The following is a 21,901-nucleotide window of genomic DNA, read 5'->3' as shown; positions in this document are numbered from 1 at the left end:
GGCCCTAGGAGCCCACCATCTCCAGCGCGCGCTCCATCACGCGCCGGTCGACCACCTTGTCGGGCGTGAGGTCGGTCTCGATGATCCCTTCCTCCTTGCCGAGGTCGATCATGTACTGGACGCGCTCGTCGGTGAGCCCGCCGTCGACCGGATAGACCTCGTTGGACTTGATGATCTCGAACAGCTCCTGCAGCTCCTCGGCGGGCGGCGGCTCCTCGATCAGCTGCTTGCAGGCGGCCTCGAAGCTCGCGTAGTCCTTCGTCAGGTCGCGGCTGGCCTGGATGACGCTGGCGGTCACGGCGGCGGCCGTCTCGATGTTCTCGTCGAGCCAGTCCGTGCGCGCGGCGTACGCCTCCTTCATGAAGTTCGGCTCGCCGTCGGGGCCGTAGAGCTTGGCGATGATGTTGACGTCGCCCGTCTCCTTGTTGACCGCGTTGGCCTGGACGATGTGGATGACCGTCGCGTCGGCGTCACCGCTGGCCAGCGCGCTGGTGCGTTCGCCCGAGGACTCGATGATGACCTTCTTCGGGATCCCGTCGACGAGGAAGCCGGCGTTGTTGGCCTTGAGCATCGCGTCGAAGACGGCCTGGCCGGCGCCGCCCGGCGAGTCCGACGCGACCGTGACCTTCGGGTCCTTGAGCTGCGCGATCGTCTTGACGTCGCCGCGGCCCGCGATCACGAAGTCGTCGTTCATGCTGTAGGTCGCGAAGATCTTGAACGGCTGGCCGCGGTCGATCAGCAGCAGCTGGGCGACGGTCGACTGCCCTGCGATCTGCACCTGCCCCGACAGCGTCGACTGCGTCAGCGTCGTGGACGAGTCGAACGTCGTGATGTCGGACTTCGTGATGTTGAGCCCGAACTTGGACCCGGCCATGATCGGGCCCGCGATCACCGGCAGATATGACGCCTGCGGTGAGCTCGAGAGGCCGATCTTCGGCTTCGGGTTCACCTTCGCGGCGCCGTTCCCGGAGTTGCTCGCGGTCTCCTCCTCGCCGCCACAGGCGGCGAGCAATGCCGACAGCCCACTGAGCGTCAGTAGCCCGCCAGCGCCGATGCCGCTGCGGTGCAGGAACTCTCGCCGACTCACCTCAGCCATGCGTTTTCCCCTTCTCCCCGGCCGGTCACAGTGACCGACTCCGAAATACCGTATCCAATATTCACTTGCTCGTATAGGGGGATCAGCTGCCTCTGCACACAACGTCGATCAGGAGCGGCCGTTGTTGGACCGTCAGTCGGTGGACCGCGTCCTGAAGCGCTTTCTCGAGGTCTTGCGGGTCCTCGATCGGGCCGACGGCATCGACGCCCTGGGCTCGCGCCAGGCCGGCGAAGTCGATCTCCGGCCGTTGGAGCCGGATGCCCCGCGGCGGCGGCGCGCCGGGGCGACCGCGCAGCTTCGCGATCTCGGCCTGGTGCAGCTCGTCCTTGCCGTAGGTGCGGTTGTTGTGGACGACGATCAGCAACGGCAGCTCGTGGTGCGCGGCCGTCCACAGCGCCTCGGGCACGTACATGAGGTCGCCGTCGGCCTGGATGTCCACGACGAGCTTCTCGCCGTCCTTCTGGGCCAGCGCGGCGCCGAGCGAGGCCGGCAGGCCGTAGCCCAGGCCCTCCCCACCCGAACGGCCCAAGTAGGTCGACTCGTCCCGCAGCGGGAGCAGCTTGCGCGGCCAGCCGCCCAGCAGCCCATTGGCGAGCTGGAAGTCCGTGTCCGCGAGTGCGCGCGCGAGCGAGGCGGCGAGGTGCGCCGGCGCGATCGGATGCTCGCCGGCCGCGTCGGCGGCCGCCCGGGCCGCCGCGGCACGGGTGGCGTCGTGGGCGGCGGTGAGTGCGGCCCGGCGGTCAGGGCGGTCCTGCATCGCCACAGCCTCGTCCAACTCACCCAAGAAAACGGTGAGTTCGGCGGTGATGCGCTCGAAGCCCGGGGCGAACGCCTCCGGCTCGAGGAAGCCGCGGCCGCGCTGCTCGGCGAGGCCGACCGCGACCACGCGCGCGCCCGGCGCGGTGACCGGGGTCGTCGAGCGGTCCTCGAGGTTGACGGTCGTCAAGCCCCAGGTGACGTCGCGCAACTCGAGCGCCACCACGAGGTCGGCGTCGGCCAGCGCCGCGGTCGTCTGGTCGGCCCAGTGCTCGGCCGGGAACGAGCGCCCGCCGAGATCCACGACCGCCGCGCTCAGCTTCGCCGCCAGCGACAGCAGCGGCACGGACGCGCCGGGCGCGCCGCGGTCGACGACGAAGGCGGGCCGCTCGGCCGCCGTCAACGCCTGCGCCAGCTCGTCGACGACCGCACGCGGCGCGGTGATCGGCGGCGCGGGCGCGACGGGGCCGCCGCTCGGCAGATCCCCGGCCTCGGCCTCCTGCAGCAGCGCGTCGATCGCGACGTACACCGGGCCGTACGGCGGCGTGGTCGCGATCCGCAGCGCGCGGGCGAGCGTCTCCGGGATCGCCTCCAGGGCGGCCGGCTCGGCGTCCCACTTGACGATGTCGCGGATCACCGCCGACTCCGGGTGGCCCGAGTGGATCCAGTCGATCCAGGGCCGGCGGCGCGTGACGTCGCGCGGGCCGCTGCCGCCGATGACGAGCATCGGCACGGCGTCGACCCACGCGTTGAACAGCGCCATCGCGGCGTGGTGCAGCCCGACCTGGTCATGCACGAAGACCGCCATCGGCTTGCCCGCTGACTTCGCGTAGCCGTGGGCGATGCCGATGGCGACTTCCTCGTGGAGCGCGACGACGGGCTGCGGGGTCCCGGCCTCGTCGAGCGAGTCGTGCAGGCCGCGGAACGAGGCGCCCGGGTTGAGGGCGACGTACTCGATCCCCGCGGCGGCGAGGAACTCGACGACGACGTCGGACCCGTAGCGCATCAGGCGGGCACTTCAGCGGGCCGGAGCTTGGGCAGCACTTCCTTGCCCAACAGCTCGATCTGCTCGAAGAAGCGGTCGAACTTGAAGCGGAAGTCGAACACCAGGTGCTCGCAGCCCGCGGCCTCGAACTTGCGGACCTCCTCGACGACGTCGTCGGGCGTGCCGGCGATCAGCGTGCCCTCCAGGTCCTCCCAGGTCTCGAACTTGCCCGACGGCGGCTTGACCCAGTACTTGGCCTTGTTGGCCCACGTCAGCAGGCCTTCGACGTTGACGTCGCGCAGGGCCTCCTCGCGCGTGGCCTCGACCGACGTCGGCGGGATCACCGCGGCCGTCGGGGGCGTGCGCCCGGCCTCGGCGGACAGCTCCGCCATCTTGTTCACGCGCGCCTTGAACGTCGCGAGCGAGATGCGCCCCGGCATCCAGCCCTCGCAGTACTCGACGGCGCGGCGCGCCGACGCCGGCGTGTTCCCGCAGTACCAGAACGGCACGCGGCCACCGACCGGCTTGGGCTCGATGGTCACGTCCTGGAACTCGTAGAAGTCGTCCTTGTAGTCGACCCCGTTCTCCTCCCAGACCTTGCGGAGGATCAGCGCCGTCGACTTGACCAGGTGCCAGCGCTTGATCTCCGGGTCGATGCCGATCGCCTCGAACTCGTGGTCGAACGTGCCGGCGCCGTAGCCGAGGATCACGCGCGGCCCGACCATCTGCGTCATCGTCGCCACCGACAGCGCGACCTCGAGCGGGTGGCGGAACGGGATCAGCGAGCCCGTCCCGAGCTCGATCTTCTCCGTCACGGCGCCGATCGCGGTCAGCGTGATGAGCGCGTCGTAGAAGGACCGGTTGGGATCCTCCATCTCGCCGTGCGGCTCGAAGATGAGGTGGTCGCGCACCCACACCGAGTCGAACCCCAGGTCCTCGGCGAGACGGGTCCCGTCGAGCAGGCGGTCCTTGTCGGCGTAGACGCCGAAGTGGGGTAGCAGCAGGCCGAACTTCACTGGTCTTGTCTCCTCGTTAAGCCGCCGTGGCGACGGCGGGGGCGGTGGCCATCCGGCCGCCACCGGGAACCCCGGTCACGACGCCGTCGGCATAGATCTCGGTGCCGCGCAGGAACGTGCGGTCGACCGCGACCCGGATGTCACGGCCGTCGTACGGCGTCCAGCCGCAGCGCGACAGGTCGGCGTCGTTGCTGATCGTCCACGCGCGGTCGGCGTCGAGGATCGCGACGTCGGCGTCGAGGCCGACCTCGAGCGCACCCTTGACCTCGCCGAGCCCGAACGTGTGGGCGGGAACGCTCGCGCACAGCTCGACGGCGCGCTCGAGCGAGAGCTTGCCCTCGTGGACGGCGGCCTCGACGATCAGCGGCAGCTGGTACTGGATGCCGGGCGTGCCCGTGTGCGCGCTCCACATCTTCTCCCAGCCGACCTCCTTCTCCTCGCGCGTGTGCGGCGCGTGGTCGGAGGACAGCATGTCGATCGTGCCGTCGTTGAGGCCTTTCCAGATCGCCTCGCGGTTCTCGTCGGGCACCCAGTAGCTGAGCACGTACGGGCCGAGCCGCTCGACCAGGTCCCAGGTGCCCAGGAACAGCGCCCAGTGGTTGACCTCGCACGTGATCTTGATCCCGCGCGCCTTGGCGCGGCGCACCGCCTCGATCGAGCGCGGCGTCTGCATGTGCATCAGGTGCACATGGCAGTCACTGGCCTCGGAGAGGCGGATCAGGACGTCGCACGCGGTGTCCCAGATCACGCCCTGGCGGGCGGCGTAGGCCTGCGCGTAGCCCTGCGGCGTGTTGTCCCCGCGCGCGAGGATCTCGCCCTCGATGTAGTCCATCAGGGCCTGGTCGTGCGGGTGGATCATGAACGGCAGCCCAGTGGGCGCGATCAGGTCCATCGTCCGCAGCAGGTCGCCGTGGTTGTGCATGCCCGTGCCCGCGGGGTGCGGGTACGTGCGGCCGGTGTCGACGACCATGAAGATCTTGAACGCGCGGATGCCGCGCTCGACCATCGGCGCGATCTCGTCCGGATCGGTGGCCGCCGGGTTGTGGTTGTAGTCCACGACCGACTTGGCCGCGTACAGCTCGAAGACCTCGTCGAGGAGCTTGGCGCTCGACGTCGGTGGCTTGAGGTTGGGCATGCCGAAGATCGTCGTCACGCCGCCGGCCGCGGCCGCGAGGCCGGTGGTGGTGATGTCCTCCTTGTGCGTGAAGCCCGGCTCGCGCGTGTGCACGTGCGGGTCCACCATGCCGGGCAGCACGAGCTTGCCCGACGCGTCGACCGTACGGCCCACGTCGGAGAGCTCGAGCCCCGGGCTCACGATCCCCGCGATCTTGCCGTCCTCGACGAGCACGTCGGCCTGCCGGCGCCCGCCGGGCAGGACGACCTCGCCGCCTGCGATCCGCAGATCGATCCCCATGATCAGCTGTCCTCTCTGAGCTCGATGGTGTCGGGCAGGCCGTCGCCGCTGCGGACCACGACGCCGCCGTTGCGCAAGTGGGTGTCGAACCAGTCGACGATCAGCGGCGTGACCGTCGTCCAGTAGCGGTCGTAGGCCGCGTAGTGCGTCGTATGGCGCTGCATCACGAGCCGGCGCGGGCCCTGCGCCGCCTCGTAGAGCGCGGTCGCGTGGTCGGTCGGCGTCGTGGCGTCACCCTCCACGCCGATCACGAGCAGCGGCGTCGTGAGCCGCCGTGCCGCGTCGAGCGGCTTGTACTGCAGGATCTCGTCGGCGGCGGCGAGGGAGACGCTGCTCGGGATGCGATCGTCGACATCGGCCTTGACCGTGGTCGTGCGGCGCTCGGCCGTGGGGACCATGATCTCCTCGCGCGGGTGCACGCGGCGGCCCTCGCCCGTCGCGACGCGCTGCCTGCGGTCCTCTTCGAGCGCGTTCAGGAAGGCCAGCCAGTCCGACTCGCTGCGCATGCGGTGCAGCCAGTCGCGGCCGTCGGCGACCGGGACCTGGCTGACGACGGCGCGGACGCGCGGATCGACGTGCGCCAGCAGGATCGAGTTGCCGCCGCCGGTGCCGCCCGTGCCGAACGTGCCGATCGCGTCGGCGTCCACGTCCTCGCGCGTCGTGAGGTAGGTGACGGCGTTGACCAGGTCCTGGAGCTGCTTGGCCGGTGAGAGCTCGCGCGCGCCGCCCGAGTCGCCGAAGCCGCGGTAGTCGATGACGAGGATGCCGTAGCCGGCCTCAGTCAACGCCTCGTGGTAGCGGACGTAGAGCTTCGCGTCCTTGAGCCCCAGCCACCCCGGGCCCTGCACGAGCACCTTGAGCGGCCCGGTCGCGGCGTCCGGTGTACGCCAGAGCGCCGCGATCCGCTCTCCCTCGCTGAAGAACTCCACCGCCGTGGTCTGCACCCGGCTCCTTCCCCCTCGACCTGCCCTCCAATTGGTAGCCAGGATATCGGATACGATTTGCACGTCAAGCGATCGAGAGGACGCGCATGCGTTACGGGTACAAGGCCTCCGCCGAGCAGTTCGAGACACGGGAGCTGCTCGAGTTCTCTTTGGCGGCGGAGCGTTCCGGGCTCGACACGATCGCGGTCTCCGACCACTTCCAGCCGTGGCGTCACAACGGCGGGCACGCGCCGGCGGCGATGACCTGGCTGGGCGCGGCCGCAGCGCGGATGGAGGGCGCGCGGCTCGGCACGAGCGTGCTGACGCCGACCATGCGCTACCACCCGTCGATCGTCGCGCAGTCGTTCGCGACGCTGGCGCGATTGAGCTCCGGGCCGGTGTTCCTCGGGATCGGGACGGGCGAGGCGATGAACGAGACGCCCGCGACGGGCGCGCCGTGGCCGGGCGCGAAGGAGCGGCGGCTGCGGATGGCCGAGGCGATCAAGCTGATCCGGCGGCTGTGGACCGAGGAACGTGTCGACTTCGAGGGCGAGTACTACCGGACCGAGCGGGCGACGCTGTACGAGCGGCCGGAGGAGCCGCCGGCGATCTACGTCGCCGCCGCCGGACCGCTGGCCGCGAAGCTGGTGGGGCGCGCGGCGGACGGGTTCATCTGCACGAGCGGGAAGGCGCCGGAGCTGTACACGTCGCTGCTGGAGAACGTCGCCGAGGGGGCGGCCAAGGCGGGCCGCGACGCCGGGGCCATCCGCAAGCTGATCGAGATCAAGGTGTCCTACGACACGGACCTGGAGGCCGCGGAGCGGGCGTGCCACTGGTGGGGCGCGTTGGCGTTGACCTCCGAGGAGAAGCAGAGCACCGAGGACCCGCTGGAGCTCGAGCGGCTGGCCGACGCGCATCCCGAGCGGGCGGCCTCGCGCTTCATCGTCTCCACCGACCCCGACGAGGTGGTCGACCGGATCGCGCCCTACGTGGAGCTCGGGTTCGACGAGCTGGTCTTCCACGCGCCCGGTGCCGACCAGCGGCGCTTCCTCGAGCTGTTCTCGCGTGACGTCCTACCGCGGCTTCGGGCGCGCTTCGGCTGACCGCTCTGCGCGGGCGGCCAGCGGCGCCTCACCCGCCCGGTACGGGTCGGGCTCGGGTGGGAGCGGACGGCGCGGGCGCAGGCCGGCGGCGAGCATGATCACGCCGCCCGTGAGCAGGAACAGCGGCCACACGTAGAGCGCCGTGCCGTGGCTCGCGCTGGCGATGAACAGCAGCAGGTTGAGGACGCCGACGTACGCCGGGCCGGGTGAGCGGTCGAGCGCGCCGAACGCGACCAGGCCGAGGCCCGCGGCGAGCAGGACGAGCTCCCAGAACGCGGACAGGTCCGGCGTCGGCACGCCGCTCGAGTACTCCTGGATCGCGAGCGCGGCGGTGGCGAGGCCGGCGGCGTCGATGAGCACCTCGGCGTGGCGGCGCGCGGGTTCGCGCAGCGCGAGGCTGGCCAGCGTGAGCGCGATCGCGTATGCGAGGAGCAATGGGCGCCGAGCCGCGTCGGGCGCGAGGACGGCCAGCGTGAAGCCGACCAGCAGGGCCGACAACAGCAGCGAGATGGCGCTGTTGCGCTCGAGCGCGGGCCAGATGGCCAGGGCCGCGACGGCCAGGCTCGCGGTGATCAGCACCCAGTTCGGCGGGATCGCGTCGAGCTCCCCGCCGAGCGCGACCAGCAGCCCGCCGTAGACCAGCGGCAGGCCGGTCGCGAGCAGCACGGACTGGTAGGCGGGCGGCTCGCCCTGCTCGTTCGGCGCCTGCGCGCCGAGCCAGAACAGCAGCGCGCCGGGCGCCAGCAGCAGCGCGGCGTCCACGCCGATCGGCAGCGTGGCCTGCAGGCGCAGGACGGTGAGGCTGACGCCGATCGCCAGCGCGACCCCGCCGGCCGCGATCAATGGCCCGCGGTGCGGCGGGGGCCGCAGCAGGTCGCGCAGGCTCATGGAGAATCAGGATATGTCCGAGCTTGTGCTGACCGAGGACCGTGACGCGGTCCGTCACGTGATTTTGAACCGTCCCGAGAAGCGCAACGCGTTCAACGAGGAGCTGATCCTGGCGCTCGGCGCGGCGCTGCGGACCGCCGCCGACGACCCAGCGGTGCGGGTGGTGGTGCTGCGCGGGAACGGGCCGGTGTTCTCGGCCGGGATGGATGTCGGCGCGTTGGCGGGCGCGGCGTCGGCGCCCGAGCGGCTGCGGGCGTTCCGCCGCGACTGCCTGGACGCCTGGAACCTGTGCGAGGAGATGCTCAAGCCGACCGTCTGCGTCATCCACGGCGCGTGCCTGGGCGGCGCCCTGGAGCTGGCGTTGGCGTGCGACCTGCGCGTGATGGCCGAGGACGCGGTGGTCGGGCTGCCCGAGACGCGGCTCGGGCTCGTGCCCGACGTCGGCGGCGCGTCGCGGCTCCCGCAGGTGGTCGGAGTCGGGCGCGCGAAGGAGCTGATCCTCACGTCGCGCGTGATCGGCGCCGTCGACGCGGAGCGCTACGGGCTGGTCAACCGGATCGGCGGGATGGACGTCGCCTCGGCGCTGGTCGACGAGCTGCTCGGCTGCGCGCCGCTCGCGGTCGGGCTGGCGAAGCGGCTGATCGACGCGTCGGCGCGCCCCGCGCTGTCGACGACGCTGGAGCTGGAAGTGTCCGCGCAGGAGCAGTGCATGCGCTCGCAGGACGTGCGCGAGGGCGTCGCCGCGGCGGCCGAGCGGCGCGCGCCGGTCTGGACGGGCCGCTAGCCCGCGCGAGTGGTCGCTTGGTCAACTCCTGGTTGACCAAGCGACCACTGGACGTTTCAACCGCGGGTGGGCTTGCGGCCCTTGCGCGCGGCGAACAGCTTCGCCTTGACCAGGTAGGCCTGGCCCGCCTTGACGACGATCGGCTTCTTCTGGGACTTGACCGCCAGGGTCACCTTGCCGCGGCCGACCTGGGTGAGCGTGCCGTCGCAGCGGTCGGTCGTGGAGAAGGTCGCGCTGCGGGCGGTGCCCGTGCTCGCTCCGCCGACCGTGCGGTACAGGCCCTTGACGACCATCGAGACCGAGCGGACGATCGTGCCCTTGGGCGGCGCGCCCACGCAGCGTGCCTCGGCGCCGGGTGGGCTGAGCAGGCTGACGTCGGTCGCGATCGTCGCGCTGCGGGCCTGCGCGCGGCGCTTCTGCTTGAGCTGGAACATCGCCGCGCGGATGTGGGCCCGCTGGCGCTTGGCGCGGCGGTCAGCGGCCGCGTAGCTGTTGGCCGCGGAGTCGATCGCGACCTCGCCGCGGGTGGTGTCCACGGTCGCGCCGAGCGGGATCGAGGCCTGGCCCTTCAGCGGGATGAAGCCGCCGACCTGGAACGGCCGGCCGAGCCGGTCGAAGCCGAGCGGTGTGCGCGTCGGGAGCTTGACGAAGACCTCGCCCGAGAGCACCTGCACGACGCTCGTCTCCCCCGGTTGGGGCGGGACGTTGCCGGGCGGGAGCACATCGCACGCGTTGCCGACCCGGTCACTGTCCCCGTCCGCCTGGTCGGAGTTCGCGACGTCCGGGCAATTGTCGGTCGCGTCGGGCACGCCGTCCCCGTCGCGGTCGGCCGCCGCAGGCGGAGGCGGCGCGGGCGGGTCGACCACGAAGTTCACCTGCGCGGGCGACTCGACGTCGGTGGTGCCGTACGCGTCGACGGCGTAGACGGCCAGCGTGTGCCGGCCGGGTGCGAGGCCGGCGATCGACGCGGGATTGCGGCACCGCTCGTAGGGCGCCCCGTCGACCGAGCACATGAACGTCGACGGCGTCGACGTGGACGCGAACGTGAACGTCGCCGGCGTCGGCGAAGTGACGGCGCCGCTCGCGACCGGAATCGACGTGTCGGGATGCCGTTCGCGGGCGAACGAGATGTCGTCGACGTCGAACGAGCCTGTCTCGGAGGACAGATACGCCGTGAGGACCCGCAGCGCGTGCTCGGGCGCCGCAAGCACGAACGGCTGCCAGTCGCCAGTCGCCTGGATGCTGGCGTATGCGACGACGTCGCCTTCGCCGTTGCAGTGGTACGCGCCGCACAGGCTCATCGAGATGGCGACGCCACGCTCGGCGCGCACAAACAGCGAGACGACCGCCTGTTCGCGGGCGAACCGGAGCAGATTCGGACACTCGGAGTCGGAAAGCCGAAGAAACGGCCCGTTGTCCCAACCTCCGCTCGCCACGGTTCCGAGCGTGCATTCCCCGTTCTCGATCGTGCCGTCGCCGACGGTGACCGGCGTCTTCTGATCCGGCGCGAACCGGATGACCGTCGGGGACTGTGCCGCGGCCGGTGCGGTCCACGCCACCGCCAGCAGCAGGGCGAGGACCGCGACCCTCACCGGCCGCCCGCCTGCCGGGCGGCGAACAGCTTCGCCTTCACCAGGTAGGAGCGCCCCGCGGGCACGCGCACGGTCTCCTTCGTCTCACGGTCGTAGACGGAGACGCGGCCGCGGCCGACCTCGGTCCGCGTGCCGTCGCAGCGGTCGCGCGTCACCCACGTGGCGTCCGGGGCCGTGGTGATCGCGGCGCCGCCGACCACCCGGTACAGGCCCTTCGTGGTGGCCGCGGTGAGGCTGCGGATCGTGTTGCGCGAGCGGCCCTTGATCGGCCCGGTGCGCGACGTCCGCGCGCACGCCGCTTCGGCGCCCGGCGCGGCCTGGAGCACGAGGTCGACGCCGACCACGGCGGCCGAGCCGCGCCTGGCCCGCTGCTGGCGGATGAGGAAGATGCCCGAGGACAGGCGGGCGCTGCGCTCGGTGCCTGCGGCGGTCTGGGCGGAGGCCATGGCCACGGTGCCCTTGCGCGTGTCGACGGTGGAGCCGACCGGGATCGTCGCCTGGCCCTTGAGCGGCACGAACCCCGACTCGGCCTGCTTGAGCGACCGCGAGCGCGAGGCGGCCGCCGGGAACTTGACGAACACCTCGCCCGCGATGACGGCGACGTTCACACGCTCGCCGGCGATCGGGTCGATCGTGCCGGGCTCGCCGACCTCGCAGGCGTCGCCCACCGCATCGCCGTCGCCGTCCGCCTGCCCGGCGTTCACCACGGCGGAGCAGTTGTCGCGCGCGTCGGGGACGCCGTCGCCGTCCGCGTCGGCGGGCGCGACGGGCTGGGGCTGCGGCGTGGGCGCGGCGGGCGGCGCGACCGTCCAGGTGTGCGTCGCGGGGGTCGTGTCGTCCTCGTCGTACCCGTCGACCATCGCGACCTCGAGCGTGTGCGTCCCGTCGGGCATCTGCGGAAGCGTGTACGGCGCGCGGCACGGCTCCCAGCGGCCGCCGTCGATCCGGCAGTCGAAACGCGTGACGGCCTGGTTGCCCACGAACGTGAGGCGGCCGTCCGCGAGCGCGTGGATCTCGGTGTCCGGCTGCGCCACGGGGCTGTAGGACACGTCGTCGACCAGGAAGGTGGCGCAGAAGTACTCCGGGCAGGTCCTGATGCGCACCGAGGTGATGCCGGCGCCCTTGAGCGTCACCGGAACGCCGAACGGGCCGGTGTACTCGATCGCGTCCTGGGCGACGACGGTCTCCCCCGCGAGCGCCTCGACCTGCACCGCGTCGCCGTCGCCGGTGATGGTGCTCGAGAGCCAGAAGGACACAGTGGCCTGCGGCGCCGCGAACGCGATGTCGAGCAGACCGCCGTAGACGCGGAGGCCCGTGCTCCCGTAGCGACCGATCACGGCGTAGGCGCACTCCAGCGGCTCGGGCGCGGCGAAGGCGGCCGAGGCGAACTCCGCGCCGGTGCAGTTGCCCGGGGCGGTGAGCGTCACCCCCGGGTAGATCGAGCCGTCGAGCCCGGTCGTGCCCGAGTTCTTGTAGGCCTCGAAATCGAGCACCGTCGGCGGCGGGGCGAGCTGCGCCTGCGCCGGCGCGGCGAGCGCCAGCGCGGCGAGCACGGCTCCCAGGAAAGTCCTCACTTGCAGGTCTCGATCTTCGAGCTCGTCCCGGCCTCGATGCAACGGGTCGTGCGCTTGCTCAGCCCGTTCGCGCGCACGCCCCACTTGAAGTAGCTGCCGGTGGCCCCGAACTTGTAGGTGCCGTTGCCGGTCCGGCCGAGCGTCACGCGGATCTCGATGCTTCCGCCCGCGCGCACGGTCTTGCCGACGAGCTTGTCGAGCGAGACCGTGCCGGTCTTCTTTGCGCGCACCGTCTGGGACCCGCAGCCGGAGCAGCGGGCGACGACCTTGGCGCCCTTGGGCACGCGGTCGACGACCAGCCGCGAGAGCTGCACCCCGTTGCCGCCGGTGCGGTTGAAGCCGACGCCGGGCACGACCCGCAGCTCGGGCGGGCACCCGCCGAAGCGCGCGATGCCGGGCACGTCCTGGCACTTGTCGAGCCCGTCGAGCTCGCCGTCGCCGTCCGTGTCGGGGAAGTAGTCGACGCTCAGCGTCGCCACGCCGCCCGTCGCCGCGGCGCCGCCGACCTGGATCGTGTAGCTCTTGCCCTTCTCCACGTCCAGCCGCAGCTCGCCGCCGGGGGCCGCCGTGCAGTCGACCATGCGCGTGATCTGGGAGTTGGCCTGGCTCCACTCGTAGACCACCACCACGGGGGTGAACCCGACCGCGGCCGCGGAGACCTCCACGCCGCCGCCGGCCTGCGGCGTGAGGTCGTACCAGACGGTCTTGCCGAACGGCGTCCCCTTGCAGTTCGTGTTCTCCGTCGTCCCGCCCCCGAGCGTCTGCCCGTCACGCGACGGGTTGAACAGGTCGGGCTGGGTCGTGGCCTCGGTCAGGTCCACGGTGTTGGTGAACTCGACGCGGTCGACCGGCAACGACGCGAGGTAGTTGTCGTTCACCGGAGGCGCGGCGAGCGCGGAAGGAGCAGCCACCGCGAGGGTGGCCGCGGCGGCGATCAGGCTGGGGACGATTCGCATGCTGTTCTCCACTCGAACACACTGGGGGCGGACTCGTCAACCCGCTTTCTGTCCGTGAGTAGCGGTCCGGGCTACCAGGAGTGCCCGACGAGCACGGGCTCCGGGTGCAGGTCGACGCCGAACCTGGCCCGCACGCCCGCGGCGATCTCGCGCGCGAGCGCCATCAGCTCGGCGGTGGTCGCCTCGCCGCGGTTGACGAGCGCCAGCGTGTGCTTGGTGGAGATCCCGGCGCGTCCGTCTCCGTACCCCTTGTGGAAGCCCGCGCGCTCGATCAGCCACGCCGCGGACGTCTTGATCCGCCCGTCCGGCTCGGGCCAGCCCGGCGGATCGCCCGGGATCGCGGCCCACTGCGCGTGCTCGAGGATCGGGTTGGTGAAGAACGAGCCGGCGCTGACGGAGTCCGGGTCACCCGGGTCGATCACCATGCCCTTGCCGCGCCGCAGCCCCAGCACCGCCTCACGCACCTGCGCGAGCGGAGCGACCCCGCCCACCGGTACGTCCAGCGTCCGGCACAGCTCGGCGTAGGTGAGCGGGCCCGAGACGGCGGACGGCCGCAGCCGGAATCCGACCGCCAGCACGGTCCAGCGGTCGTGGTACTTGAACACGCTGTGGCGGTAGGCGAAGCCGCACTCCGCTGAGCTCATGGTGCGCACCTCGCCGGTCTCACGGTCATACGCGCGCACCCAGGCGATCGTCTGCGAGACGTCCTGCCCGTAGGCGCCGACGTTCTGGATGGGCGTCGCGCCGGTCGAGCCCGGGATGCCGGACAGGCACTCCATCCCCGCCAGCTCGTGCTCGACCGCGTAGGCGACGACCGCGTCCCACGACTCCCCGGCGGCCACCGCGAGCACGTCACCCTCGAGCGCGATCCCGCGCGTGCGCACGAGCACGACCGTCCCGGGCAGGTCCTCGTCGGGCAGGACGACGTTGGAGCCGCCGGCCAGCACGAGCGTCGGGCGGTCGCGCACGGCCGCGAGCAGCTCCGCGTCCGTCTCGGCGGTGATCACGCGCTCGGCGGAGCCGCCCAGGCGCAGCGTGGTGAGGGCGGCGAGCCGCATGCGCCGCCTCAGGCTATAAGGTCCCTGCCCAGTGTCTGTCGTCCTCCTTGCCGGGGGTACCGGAGGCGCGAAGCTGGCCCGTGGCCTGCTGGACGAGCTCGGGCCCGAACTGGTCGTCATCGCCAACACCGGCGACGACGTCGAGATCTACGGCGCCCACGTCTCCCCCGACCCCGACCTGATCACCTTCTGGCTCGCCGACGCCATCGACGACCGCGGCTGGGGCCTGGCCGGTGACACCTTCCACGCCATGGACCAGCTGCGCGCGCTCGGCGAGCAGATCTGGTTCAACCTCGGCGACCGCGACCTCGCGATCGGCCTGCACCGCGCACAACGGCTCGCCGCCGGCGCGCGGCTCACGCACACGATCGACGAGCTGCGGCGCGCGTTCGCCGTCCCGGCGCGCGTGCTGGTCCCGACGGACGCGCCGCTGCGCACGTTCATCCGCAGCGGCGGGAACTGGAACGCGTTCCAGGAGTTCATGATCCGCGTCAAGGGTCCGCTGGAGGACGTCGAGTACCGCGCCGCGGCCGCGCCCGAACCGACCCCGGAGGCGCTGGAGGCGATCGCCGAGGCGCGCGCGATCGTCGTCGGCCCGAGCAACCCGGTGCTGTCGATCGACCCGATCCTGGCCGTGCTCGGCGAGGCGATCCGCGCCGCCGACGCACCCGTGGTGGCCGTGTCCCCGCTCGTGCGCGGCGCCGTGCTCAAGGGCCCGACCGCCGACTGCCTGACGTGGGCGGGCCAGACGCTCGACTCCGACGGCATCGCCGACCACTACGGCAGCCTGCTCGACGGGCTGGTGGCCGATCAGCGCACGGACCTGGTGCCCACGCTGGAGACCGACGTCGAGCTCGGCGATCCCGAGTCCCGCCGCCGGGTGGCGGCGTCGGTGCTCGAGTTCGCCGCTGCGCTAGCTTGAGCCACCGCCATGCGGACCGTCGCGATCCTCCCCGTGAAGTCGTTCAGCCGCGCCAAGTCGCGGCTCGGCCAGGCGTTCCCCGACCGCCCGGCGCTTGCCGCCGCGATGGTCGCGGACGTGCTCGACGCGCTGTTCGCCGCGCCCTCGCTGGACGGCGTGGTCGTGGTGACCGCCGAGCCGGTCGCCTCCCGGGTGGCCGCGGAGATGGGGGCCGAGGTGGTCCACGACCCGGCCGAGACCGGCCAGTCGGACGCGGTGTTGCGCGGCGTCGACGCGACGGACGCGGAGCGGGTCCTGCTCGTCCCCGGCGACTGCCCCGCGCTCGATCCCGCCGAGGTCGAGGCGCTGCTCGCGCACGCCGCGCCGGTCGTGATCGTCCCCGACCGCCACGGGACGGGCACGAACGCGCTGCTGCTCTCCCCGCCGCGCGTGATGACGCCGGCGTTCGGCGAGGGCTCGTTCGAGCGCCACTCGCGGCTCGCGCGCGAAGCCGGGATCGACCCGGAGGTCGCGCCCGTGCGGACGCTCGGTCTCGACGTGGACACGCCGGACGACCTGGACGCGCTGCGGCGCGCGCTCTCGAGCTTCGCGGGCGGCGCCGTCCGCACGCGCGCGCTCCTCGACGAAGCGCTCGCCGCCTAAGTGATCGAGCTGCTCGCCCTGCCCGGCCTCCCGGAGGTGCGCCCGGGTGACGACCTCGCGCGCCTGATCCTGGACACCGGCACCGAGCTCACCGCCGATGACGTCCTCGTCGTCGCCCACAAGGTCGTGTCCAAGGCCGAAGGCCGCGTGGTCGACCTCGGCGACGTCACGCCCGGCGAACGCGCCCGCCGGCTCGCCGCCGACCACGGCAAGGACCCACGCCACGTCGAGGTCGTGCTGTCGGAGGCCGCGCAGCTCGTCCGGGCCGACGGCGGGCGCCTGATCTGCCGCACCCGGCACGGGTTCGTGTGCGCGAACGCAGGAGTCGATCAGTCCAACGCTTCCCACCCGGATCAGCTGATCCTGCTGCCGCTCGACCCCGACGCCTCGGCGCGCCGGCTGCGCGCCGCGCTCCCCAACCGGCCGGCGGTGATCATCACCGACTCGTTCGGGCGCGCGTGGCGCACGGGCCAGTGCGAGGTGGCGATCGGCGCCGCCGGGATCATCGCGCTCGAGGACTGGCGCGGCCAGCCGGACACGCAGGGCCGCGAGCTGCACGCGACGATGATCGCCGTCGCGGACGAAGCCGCCGCGGCCGCCGACCTCGCGCGTGCCAAGGACTCACGCGAGCCGGCGATCCGCGTGCGCGGCCTGCACCGGCACATCACCCCGGAAGACGGTGCGGGCGTCGCGCCGCTCATCCGCCGCCTGGAGGACGACCTCTTCCGCTGATCGGACAAGCGTCCAAATGGGGTCGACGCCCCACTTTCCCGCCGATGAATGGGCAAGTTAGCCCGATCAGCAGGCACACGGAGGTGCCCTGAAACGTGTCGATTCCCAGTTCTAGCCGTGCGCGCAGGAGCGCAGTAGCGGCCCTTCTCGCGGTAGCGGTACCGCTGACGGCGGCGACGTCCGCCAGCGCGGCACCGAACGCGGCGCAGAAGCTCGCGTCCGCCGCGAAGCAGCACCCGAACAAGCGCGTCACCGCCATCGTCCAGTTCAAGTCCTCGGTGTCCGAGGGCAAGGCCAAGGCGATCGTGAAGGCCCACAAGGGCAAGGTCACGGACAAGCTCCCGGCCGTCAACGGCTTCGCGGTCAAGCTGCCCGCCAAGCAGGCGGGCGTGCTGAAGACCGTCAAGGGCGTCGCGAACGTCACGCTTAACACCAAGGTCAACACCACCGGCGTGTCGGCCGAGCAGCTGGTCACCAACTTCCCGAAGACCACCGGCGCCGACCAGGCGTGGGCGCAGGGCATCACCGGCAAGGGCATCGGCGTCGCGGTCATCGACTCCGGCGTCAACGGCGACATCGCGGACTTCAAGAACGCCGACGGCTCGTCGCGCATCACCAACGTCATCTCCAACCCGGGCGCGCTGACCGCGGGCGACCCGGTCGGCCACGGCACGCACGTCGCGGGCATCGTGGCCGGCAACTCGGCCTACCGCACCGACGGCCTGGCCGGCAAGTACGCCGGCATCGCGCCGGAGGCGGACATCGTCGCCATCAAGACCTCGGACGAGCTCGGCAACTCGACCGTCCTGGACGTCATCAACGCGCTGCAGTTCGTCGTCGAGCGCAAGGACGAGCTCAACATCCGCGTCGTGAACCTGTCGGTGTCCTCGGACACGCCGGGCTCCTCGCAGGTCGACCCGCTCAACGCGGCCGTCGAATTCGCCTGGCACGCCGGCATCGTCGTCGTGTCCGCCGTCGGCAACCGCGGCAACGCGGCCGACGCCGCCCAGTACGCGCCGGGCAACGACCCGTACGTGATCTCCGTCGGCGCGACCGATGAAGCCGACACGCCGAACCCCGCCGACGACACGGTCGCGGCCTTCTCGAGCCGTGGCCGGAGCCAGGACGGCTTCGACAAGCCGGACGTGTTCGCGCCGGGCGCCAAGATCGTCGCCCCGCTGGCCGCCGGCTCGGCGTTCTCGCTGCTGGCCCCGGCCACCAGCATCTTCGAGGGCGGCCAGTACGTCCGCATCGGTGGCACCTCGATGGCCGCTCCGGTCGTCGCCGGCGCCGCCGCCCTGGTCCTCCAGGCGCGCCCCGAGCTGAACCCCGACCAGGTCAAGGCCCTGCTCACGCAGAACGTCAGCCCGACCGCGGCCGGCGTCGGCTCGGTCAACGTCCCGGCCGCGCTCGCCGCGCAGCCCGGTGCGGCCAACGCCGGCCTGACGCCGAACCCGATCGTCAAACAGGCCCTGGTGGTCAACGGGATCGACCCGACGCGCGCCACCTGGACGCGCGCCACCTGGACGCGCGCCACCTGGACCCGGGCCACCTGGACCGGCTCCGTCTGGACCCGCGCCACGTGGACGGCGGGCGCCGCGCCCACCAACGCCCCGTGGGCGCGCGCCACCTGGACCTGCACGGCCTGCATCGGCTCCCCCGATGCGGTCGTCGACCCCACCCGCTCCACCTGGAGCCGCTCCACCTGGAGCCGTTCGACCTGGAGCCGTTCGACCTGGTCCCGCAGCACGTGGTCGAGCATCGAATGGTGACCTCCGAAGAGCGCGCCACCTGGGGCGGCAAGTAACAACCAAGACCATCTCTCGTGCGAGCGGCCCCAGTGGCCGCTCGCGGCGTTTAACCCCTCAAAACGGCGTGACCACGGCCGATCAAAAGGATGTGGGTGTCATACGCAAGATCGAGCCGATCTGGGGTCTCATCGTCGCGACGTCGGCGATCTCGGCGATCCTGTACTTCGTCTTCGTGCGCGACTTCGGCGCGATCCAGACGCCGGAGATCGCCTGGTACGTGATCGCGCTGCTCGTGCTCTTCACCGAGCGCTTCCCGGTCGAGCTCGAGTTCCGCCGCAGCTCGCACTCGTTCTCGCTGACCGACATCCCGCTCTCGGTCGCGCTCGTCTTCACCACCGGCTCGCACGCCTTCTGGGCGATCGTCGGCGGCTCGCTGGTCGCGCTGCTGCTGCGCCGCATGCCGCTCGTGAAGTTCTGCTTCAACGTCGCCCAGCTCGCGCTGGTGACGACGGTGATGCTGGTCGTCGTCCACCTCGCCGCGCAGCTCGACGACGACTTCGGCTGGCTGACGTGGGGCTCGGTCCTGCTCGCCACCCAGCTCGGCGGCGTGCTCACGATCGCCCAGATCCTCGCCGCGATCGTGCTCACCGAGGGCCACGTCTCCCGCGACCAGGTCCGCCAGATGTTCGGCATGGACTTCGTGGTGACGCTGACCGGCACCGCGATGGCGCTGGTGAGCTCCATCCTGTGGATCGAGCGCCCGGGCGCCGCGCCGCTGCTGGCGATCCCGATCCTTGTCGCCTTCATGGGCTACCGCGCCTACGTCCACGAGCGCCAGGGCCACGAGAAGGTCAAGTTCCTCTATGAGGCCAACCGCACGCTGTCGGAGTCCCCGGAGGTCGCGATCGCGCTCGAGGGCCTGCTCGAGCGCGCGCTCGAGGCCTTCCGGGCCGAGCAGGCGGAGGTCATCCTGTTCGCCGGCGACGGCGGTGCGCCGCTGCGGACCGGGCTCGGCCCGGGCAGCGCCCGCGAGGCGATGACGCCGATGAACCGCGAAGCCGCCAACGCCCTGCGCGACCTCGCCGAGCGCTCCGAGACGGCCGTTGCGCTCACCGACCCGCTGTCGGCGGGGGAAGAGATCGCCGTCTATCTCTCCGAGCGCGGGGTCCGCCACGGCATGCTCGGCGTGCTGCGCGGCGAGGACCGCGTGATCGGCACGCTGATGCTCGCCAACCGCTTCGGCCTGGCCCGTGGCTTCACCGACGGCGACCGCGCGCTGTTCGAGACGCTGGCCGCCAACGCGTCCGCCGCGCTCCAGTTCGACCGCCTCGAGCAGGCCGTCACCGAGCTGCGCGACCTGCAGGACCAGCTCACCCACCAGGCTCACCACGATCCGCTGACCGGGCTCGCCAACCGCGCGCTGTTCTCTCAGCGCGTGCGCGAGGCGCTCGAGGGCAACGCCGCCGACAAGGTCGCGGTGATGTTCATCGACCTCGACGACTTCAAGGGCGTCAACGACACGCTCGGCCACGCCATCGGCGACGAGCTGCTGCGCGGCGTCGCGTCCCGGCTCGTGCGCTCCGTGCACCAGCAGGACGTCGTCGCACGCCTCGGCGGCGACGAGTTCGCCGTGCTCGTGCAGCGCGACAGCGCCGTCGAGCAGGGCGCGGTGGAGCTCGCCGAGCGCACGCTGACCGCGTTCCTGGGACCCGTGCAGGCCGGCGACAAGCCGCTCAACGTGTCGCTGTCGATCGGCATCGCCGCCACCCAGCAGCCGCGCACGCTCGTGGACGAGCTGCTGCGCGACGCCGACGTGGCCATGTACGAGGCCAAGGAGGGCGGCAAGCGCCGCTTCGCCGTCTTCACGCCCGCGATGCGCGACTCGATCGTCCGCCGCCACGACCTCAAGGAGGAGCTGGCCGAGGCGATCTCCAACCGCGACCTGATGGTTCAGTACCAGCCGATCGTGGACATCCAGACCGGCGAGGCCATCTCCGTGGAGGCGCTCGTGCGCTGGAACCACTCCGACCGCGGCCGCATCCCGCCGATGGAGTTCATCCCGCTCGCCGAGGACACGGGCCTGATCGTGCCGCTCGGGCGCTACGTGCTCGAGGAGGCGTGCGCGTCGGTCGTCCAGCGCTCGCACACGCTGCAGGTGCAGGTGAACTTGAGCGCGATCGAGCTCGAGCACCCGGACCTCATCCAGACCATCACCGACGTGCTCGAGCGCACCGGGATCGCGCCCGGCCGGCTCGTGCTCGAGGTGACCGAGACGCTGCTGGTCAAGGACGCCGAGCGCGGCGCGGCGACGCTGCAGCAGCTGCGCGACCTCGGCGTGCAGCTCGCGCTCGACGACTTCGGCACGGGCTACTCGTCACTGTCCTACTTGCGCAACCTGCCGCTCGACACGCTGAAGATCGCGCGCGAGTTCGTCGAGGGCCTGGCCTTCTCCGATCACGACGCCGCGTTCGTGCGCCTGATCGTCGGCCTGGCCAAGACGGTCGGCCTGAAGGTGGTCGCCGAGGGCATCGAGACGCGCGCCCAGCTGGACATGCTGCGCGAGATCGGCTGCGACCTCGGGCAGGGCTACTACTTCGCCGCACCGATGGACGTCGACGCGGACTGGGAGTCCGCGCCGGTCGCCGCGGCCCTCGTGTAGTTCTGTTTCGAACATCGCCGCGCGCCGTGCGTATCCCGGGTTGATCCGCTCGCCCGAGGTTGGTAGGCGTACCCGCAGCAGTGAGGGACGGTTGTCGTCGTGGGAAGGAGCCGTGTATGCAACGCGGAGCAGTCCGGACAGGCGGTTCGCGGCGAGTGCGACGGCAGGCGGTGGCGATCGCGCTCCTGTTCTCCGCGGACGGCGTAGGCGCTTCGCTGCTCGGCGCCCCGGCGTGGCTGGCGCTCCTGTACGTCGCGCTCGGCCTGGCCCTCGCCACGCTGCGTTTACGCTTCGCCCGTCGGCCCTCCGCACCCGCCGAGGCCGCGGCCGCGGCGGAGCCGGCGCCCGTCGCACCCCTGCCCGCCCGCCGACGAGCCATCGGCTACGTCTGCTTGGCGGACGTATCGAACGGAGCGCTTGAAGCACACACGGCCGCCGTCACGGCGTGCTGTGAGGCCCGTGGCCTGCAGCTGCTGACCGTGGTCCACGACATCGACGCGGCCGGGCGCGACCAGCGCCCCTCGCTGGCGTGGGCCCTCGAGCAGCTCGCGGACGGCAAGGCCGAGGCGCTCGTCGTCGGGCGGCTGCGCGACCTGTCCGCGAACGTGGCGAACCTCCCGCCGCTGCTGACGTGGTTCAACGACGAGGACCGGCGGCTGATCGCCGTGGACCTCGAGCTCGACACGTCGACCGAGGCCGGCCAGCTCGCGGCGTCCGCGGTCGCGGGCGTCGGCGGTTGGGAGCACGAGAAGATCTCCGAGCGCACGCGCCGCGGGCTCGAGGCCGCGCGCGCCCGCGGCAACGGCAACGGCCGCACCTCCGTCGCCGACGTGCCTGAGCTGCAGGAGCGGATCGCCGGGATGCGCGCGAACGGGATGACGCTGCAGGCCATCGCCGACGTCTTGAACAGCGAAGGCGTGCCGACGCTCCGGGGCGGGACGATGTGGCGCCCGTCGAGCGTGCAACGGGCCACAGGCTACCGGCGGCCGTCGAACAGCCGCGGCATCGAGCTGCCCAAGCGCTGACGCATTTCCCGCGTTAAACGCAAGG

Annotated in this window: 18 protein-coding genes; 8 read left to right on the top strand and 10 right to left on the bottom strand. The window is 71.9% G+C overall.

Annotated elements, in window-relative coordinates:
- Positions 1 to 4 precede the first annotated feature (4 nt).
- The 5 genes from OJ962_RS06910 to OJ962_RS06890 all read right to left on the bottom strand — a co-directional run bounded on the left by OJ962_RS06910 (position 5) and on the right by OJ962_RS06890 (position 6,211).
- Positions 5 to 1,096 (bottom strand): ABC transporter substrate-binding protein, encoded by a 1,092-nt coding sequence (locus OJ962_RS06910; protein ID WP_202957113.1) that lies wholly within the window; start codon positions 1,094 to 1,096, stop codon positions 5 to 7.
- 82 nt (positions 1,097 to 1,178) lie between these two features.
- On the bottom strand, positions 1,179 to 2,858 hold the full coding sequence (locus tag OJ962_RS06905; protein WP_202957114.1) for a thiamine pyrophosphate-binding protein: 1,680 nt from the start codon (positions 2,856 to 2,858) through the stop codon (positions 1,179 to 1,181).
- Complete coding sequence (locus OJ962_RS06900) at positions 2,858 to 3,853, bottom strand: LLM class flavin-dependent oxidoreductase (protein ID WP_202957115.1); 996 nt, start codon at positions 3,851 to 3,853, stop codon at positions 2,858 to 2,860. Before OJ962_RS06900 ends, OJ962_RS06905 begins: the two co-directional genes overlap by 1 nt.
- Before the next feature lie 16 nt (positions 3,854 to 3,869).
- Positions 3,870 to 5,267 carry a dihydroorotase gene (locus tag OJ962_RS06895; RefSeq protein ID WP_202957116.1) on the bottom strand — a complete coding sequence of 466 codons (1,398 nt, stop codon included), beginning with the start codon at positions 5,265 to 5,267 and terminating at the stop codon, positions 3,870 to 3,872.
- Between the two features lie 2 nt (positions 5,268 to 5,269).
- Positions 5,270 to 6,211, bottom strand: a complete 942-nt coding sequence (locus tag OJ962_RS06890; RefSeq protein WP_202957117.1) for an alpha/beta hydrolase — start codon at positions 6,209 to 6,211, stop codon at positions 5,270 to 5,272.
- 86 nt (positions 6,212 to 6,297) lie between these two features.
- On the opposite strand from OJ962_RS06890, the gene fgd reads away from it, so the two are divergent.
- Complete coding sequence (gene fgd, locus OJ962_RS06885) at positions 6,298 to 7,293, top strand: glucose-6-phosphate dehydrogenase (coenzyme-F420) (RefSeq protein WP_202957118.1); 996 nt, start codon at positions 6,298 to 6,300, stop codon at positions 7,291 to 7,293.
- Here fgd and OJ962_RS06880 read toward each other — a convergent pair.
- The gene (locus tag OJ962_RS06880; RefSeq protein WP_202957119.1) at positions 7,264 to 8,181 is read right to left on the bottom strand and encodes a hypothetical protein; all 918 of its coding nucleotides are present in this window, start codon (positions 8,179 to 8,181) and stop codon (positions 7,264 to 7,266) included. The genes fgd and OJ962_RS06880 overlap by 30 nt on opposite strands.
- A gap of 13 nt (positions 8,182 to 8,194) precedes the next feature.
- Here OJ962_RS06880 and OJ962_RS06875 point away from each other — a divergent pair, with 13 nt between their 5' ends.
- Entirely contained in the window at positions 8,195 to 8,965 is a 771-nt protein-coding gene (locus OJ962_RS06875; RefSeq protein WP_202957120.1) for an enoyl-CoA hydratase/isomerase family protein, read from the top strand.
- Positions 8,966 to 9,021: 56 nt separating this feature from the next.
- Here the strand turns inward: OJ962_RS06875 and OJ962_RS06870 are convergent, their stop codons facing one another.
- From OJ962_RS06870 to OJ962_RS06855, 4 genes are all read right to left on the bottom strand, one after another.
- A complete protein-coding gene (locus OJ962_RS06870; protein WP_202957121.1) occupies positions 9,022 to 10,557 on the bottom strand; it encodes a thrombospondin type 3 repeat-containing protein in 1,536 nt (511 codons plus the stop codon).
- Positions 10,554 to 12,131, bottom strand: a complete 1,578-nt coding sequence (locus OJ962_RS06865; RefSeq protein ID WP_202957122.1) for a thrombospondin type 3 repeat-containing protein — start codon at positions 12,129 to 12,131, stop codon at positions 10,554 to 10,556. Before OJ962_RS06865 ends, OJ962_RS06870 begins: the two co-directional genes overlap by 4 nt.
- Entirely contained in the window at positions 12,128 to 13,087 is a 960-nt protein-coding gene (locus OJ962_RS06860) for a hypothetical protein (RefSeq protein ID WP_202957123.1), read from the bottom strand. Before OJ962_RS06860 ends, OJ962_RS06865 begins: the two co-directional genes overlap by 4 nt.
- A gap of 71 nt (positions 13,088 to 13,158) precedes the next feature.
- The gene (locus OJ962_RS06855; RefSeq protein ID WP_255526179.1) at positions 13,159 to 14,265 is read right to left on the bottom strand and encodes a UDP-N-acetylmuramate dehydrogenase; all 1,107 of its coding nucleotides are present in this window, start codon (positions 14,263 to 14,265) and stop codon (positions 13,159 to 13,161) included.
- Here OJ962_RS06855 and OJ962_RS06850 point away from each other — a divergent pair.
- The 6 genes from OJ962_RS06850 to OJ962_RS06825 all read left to right on the top strand — a co-directional run bounded on the left by OJ962_RS06850 (position 14,177) and on the right by OJ962_RS06825 (position 21,876).
- Complete coding sequence (locus OJ962_RS06850; RefSeq protein ID WP_202957125.1) at positions 14,177 to 15,067, top strand: 2-phospho-L-lactate transferase CofD family protein; 891 nt, start codon at positions 14,177 to 14,179, stop codon at positions 15,065 to 15,067. The two genes, OJ962_RS06855 and OJ962_RS06850, sit on opposite strands and share 89 nt — an antisense overlap.
- A 9-nt stretch (positions 15,068 to 15,076) precedes the next feature.
- Positions 15,077 to 15,709 carry a 2-phospho-L-lactate guanylyltransferase gene (cofC, locus tag OJ962_RS06845; RefSeq protein WP_202957126.1) on the top strand — a complete coding sequence of 211 codons (633 nt, stop codon included), beginning with the start codon at positions 15,077 to 15,079 and terminating at the stop codon, positions 15,707 to 15,709.
- Entirely contained in the window at positions 15,710 to 16,441 is a 732-nt protein-coding gene (gene cofE / locus OJ962_RS06840) for a coenzyme F420-0:L-glutamate ligase (RefSeq protein ID WP_202957127.1), read from the top strand.
- A gap of 95 nt (positions 16,442 to 16,536) precedes the next feature.
- Entirely contained in the window at positions 16,537 to 18,213 is a 1,677-nt protein-coding gene (locus OJ962_RS06835) for a S8 family serine peptidase (RefSeq protein ID WP_202957128.1), read from the top strand.
- Positions 18,214 to 18,340: 127 nt separating this feature from the next.
- Positions 18,341 to 20,851 carry a putative bifunctional diguanylate cyclase/phosphodiesterase gene (locus tag OJ962_RS06830; RefSeq protein WP_202957129.1) on the top strand — a complete coding sequence of 837 codons (2,511 nt, stop codon included), beginning with the start codon at positions 18,341 to 18,343 and terminating at the stop codon, positions 20,849 to 20,851.
- Positions 20,852 to 21,021: 170 nt separating this feature from the next.
- On the top strand, positions 21,022 to 21,876 hold the full coding sequence (locus OJ962_RS06825; RefSeq protein WP_270006253.1) for a recombinase family protein: 855 nt from the start codon (positions 21,022 to 21,024) through the stop codon (positions 21,874 to 21,876).
- The last annotated feature ends 25 nt before the right edge of the window (positions 21,877 to 21,901 follow it).

This window comes from Solirubrobacter deserti, from assembly GCF_027587175.1.
Taxonomy (GTDB): domain Bacteria; phylum Actinomycetota; class Thermoleophilia; order Solirubrobacterales; family Solirubrobacteraceae; genus Solirubrobacter; species Solirubrobacter deserti.
The sequence above is the reverse complement of the archived record's forward strand: the minus strand, read 5'-3'. Positions and strand labels throughout refer to the sequence as shown.

Excerpts from the sequence above, each read along its gene's own strand:
- OJ962_RS06905 (WP_202957114.1), bottom strand. The coding sequence starts at position 2,858 with ATGCGCTACGGGTCCGACGTCGTCGTCGAGTTCCTCGCCGCCGCGGGG.
- cofC (WP_202957126.1), top strand. The coding sequence starts at position 15,077 with ATGCGGACCGTCGCGATCCTCCCCGTGAAGTCGTTCAGCCGCGCCAAG.
- fgd (WP_202957118.1), top strand. The coding sequence starts at position 6,298 with ATGCGTTACGGGTACAAGGCCTCCGCCGAGCAGTTCGAGACACGGGAG.
- OJ962_RS06895 (WP_202957116.1), bottom strand. The coding sequence starts at position 5,267 with ATGGGGATCGATCTGCGGATCGCAGGCGGCGAGGTCGTCCTGCCCGGC.
- OJ962_RS06910 (WP_202957113.1), bottom strand. The coding sequence starts at position 1,096 with ATGGCTGAGGTGAGTCGGCGAGAGTTCCTGCACCGCAGCGGCATCGGC.
- OJ962_RS06855 (WP_255526179.1), bottom strand. The coding sequence starts at position 14,265 with ATGACGACCAGTTCGGGCCCGAGCTCGTCCAGCAGGCCACGGGCCAGC.
- OJ962_RS06860 (WP_202957123.1), bottom strand. The coding sequence starts at position 13,087 with ATGCGAATCGTCCCCAGCCTGATCGCCGCCGCGGCCACCCTCGCGGTG.
- OJ962_RS06880 (WP_202957119.1), bottom strand. The coding sequence starts at position 8,181 with ATGAGCCTGCGCGACCTGCTGCGGCCCCCGCCGCACCGCGGGCCATTG.
- OJ962_RS06875 (WP_202957120.1), top strand. The coding sequence starts at position 8,195 with ATGTCCGAGCTTGTGCTGACCGAGGACCGTGACGCGGTCCGTCACGTG.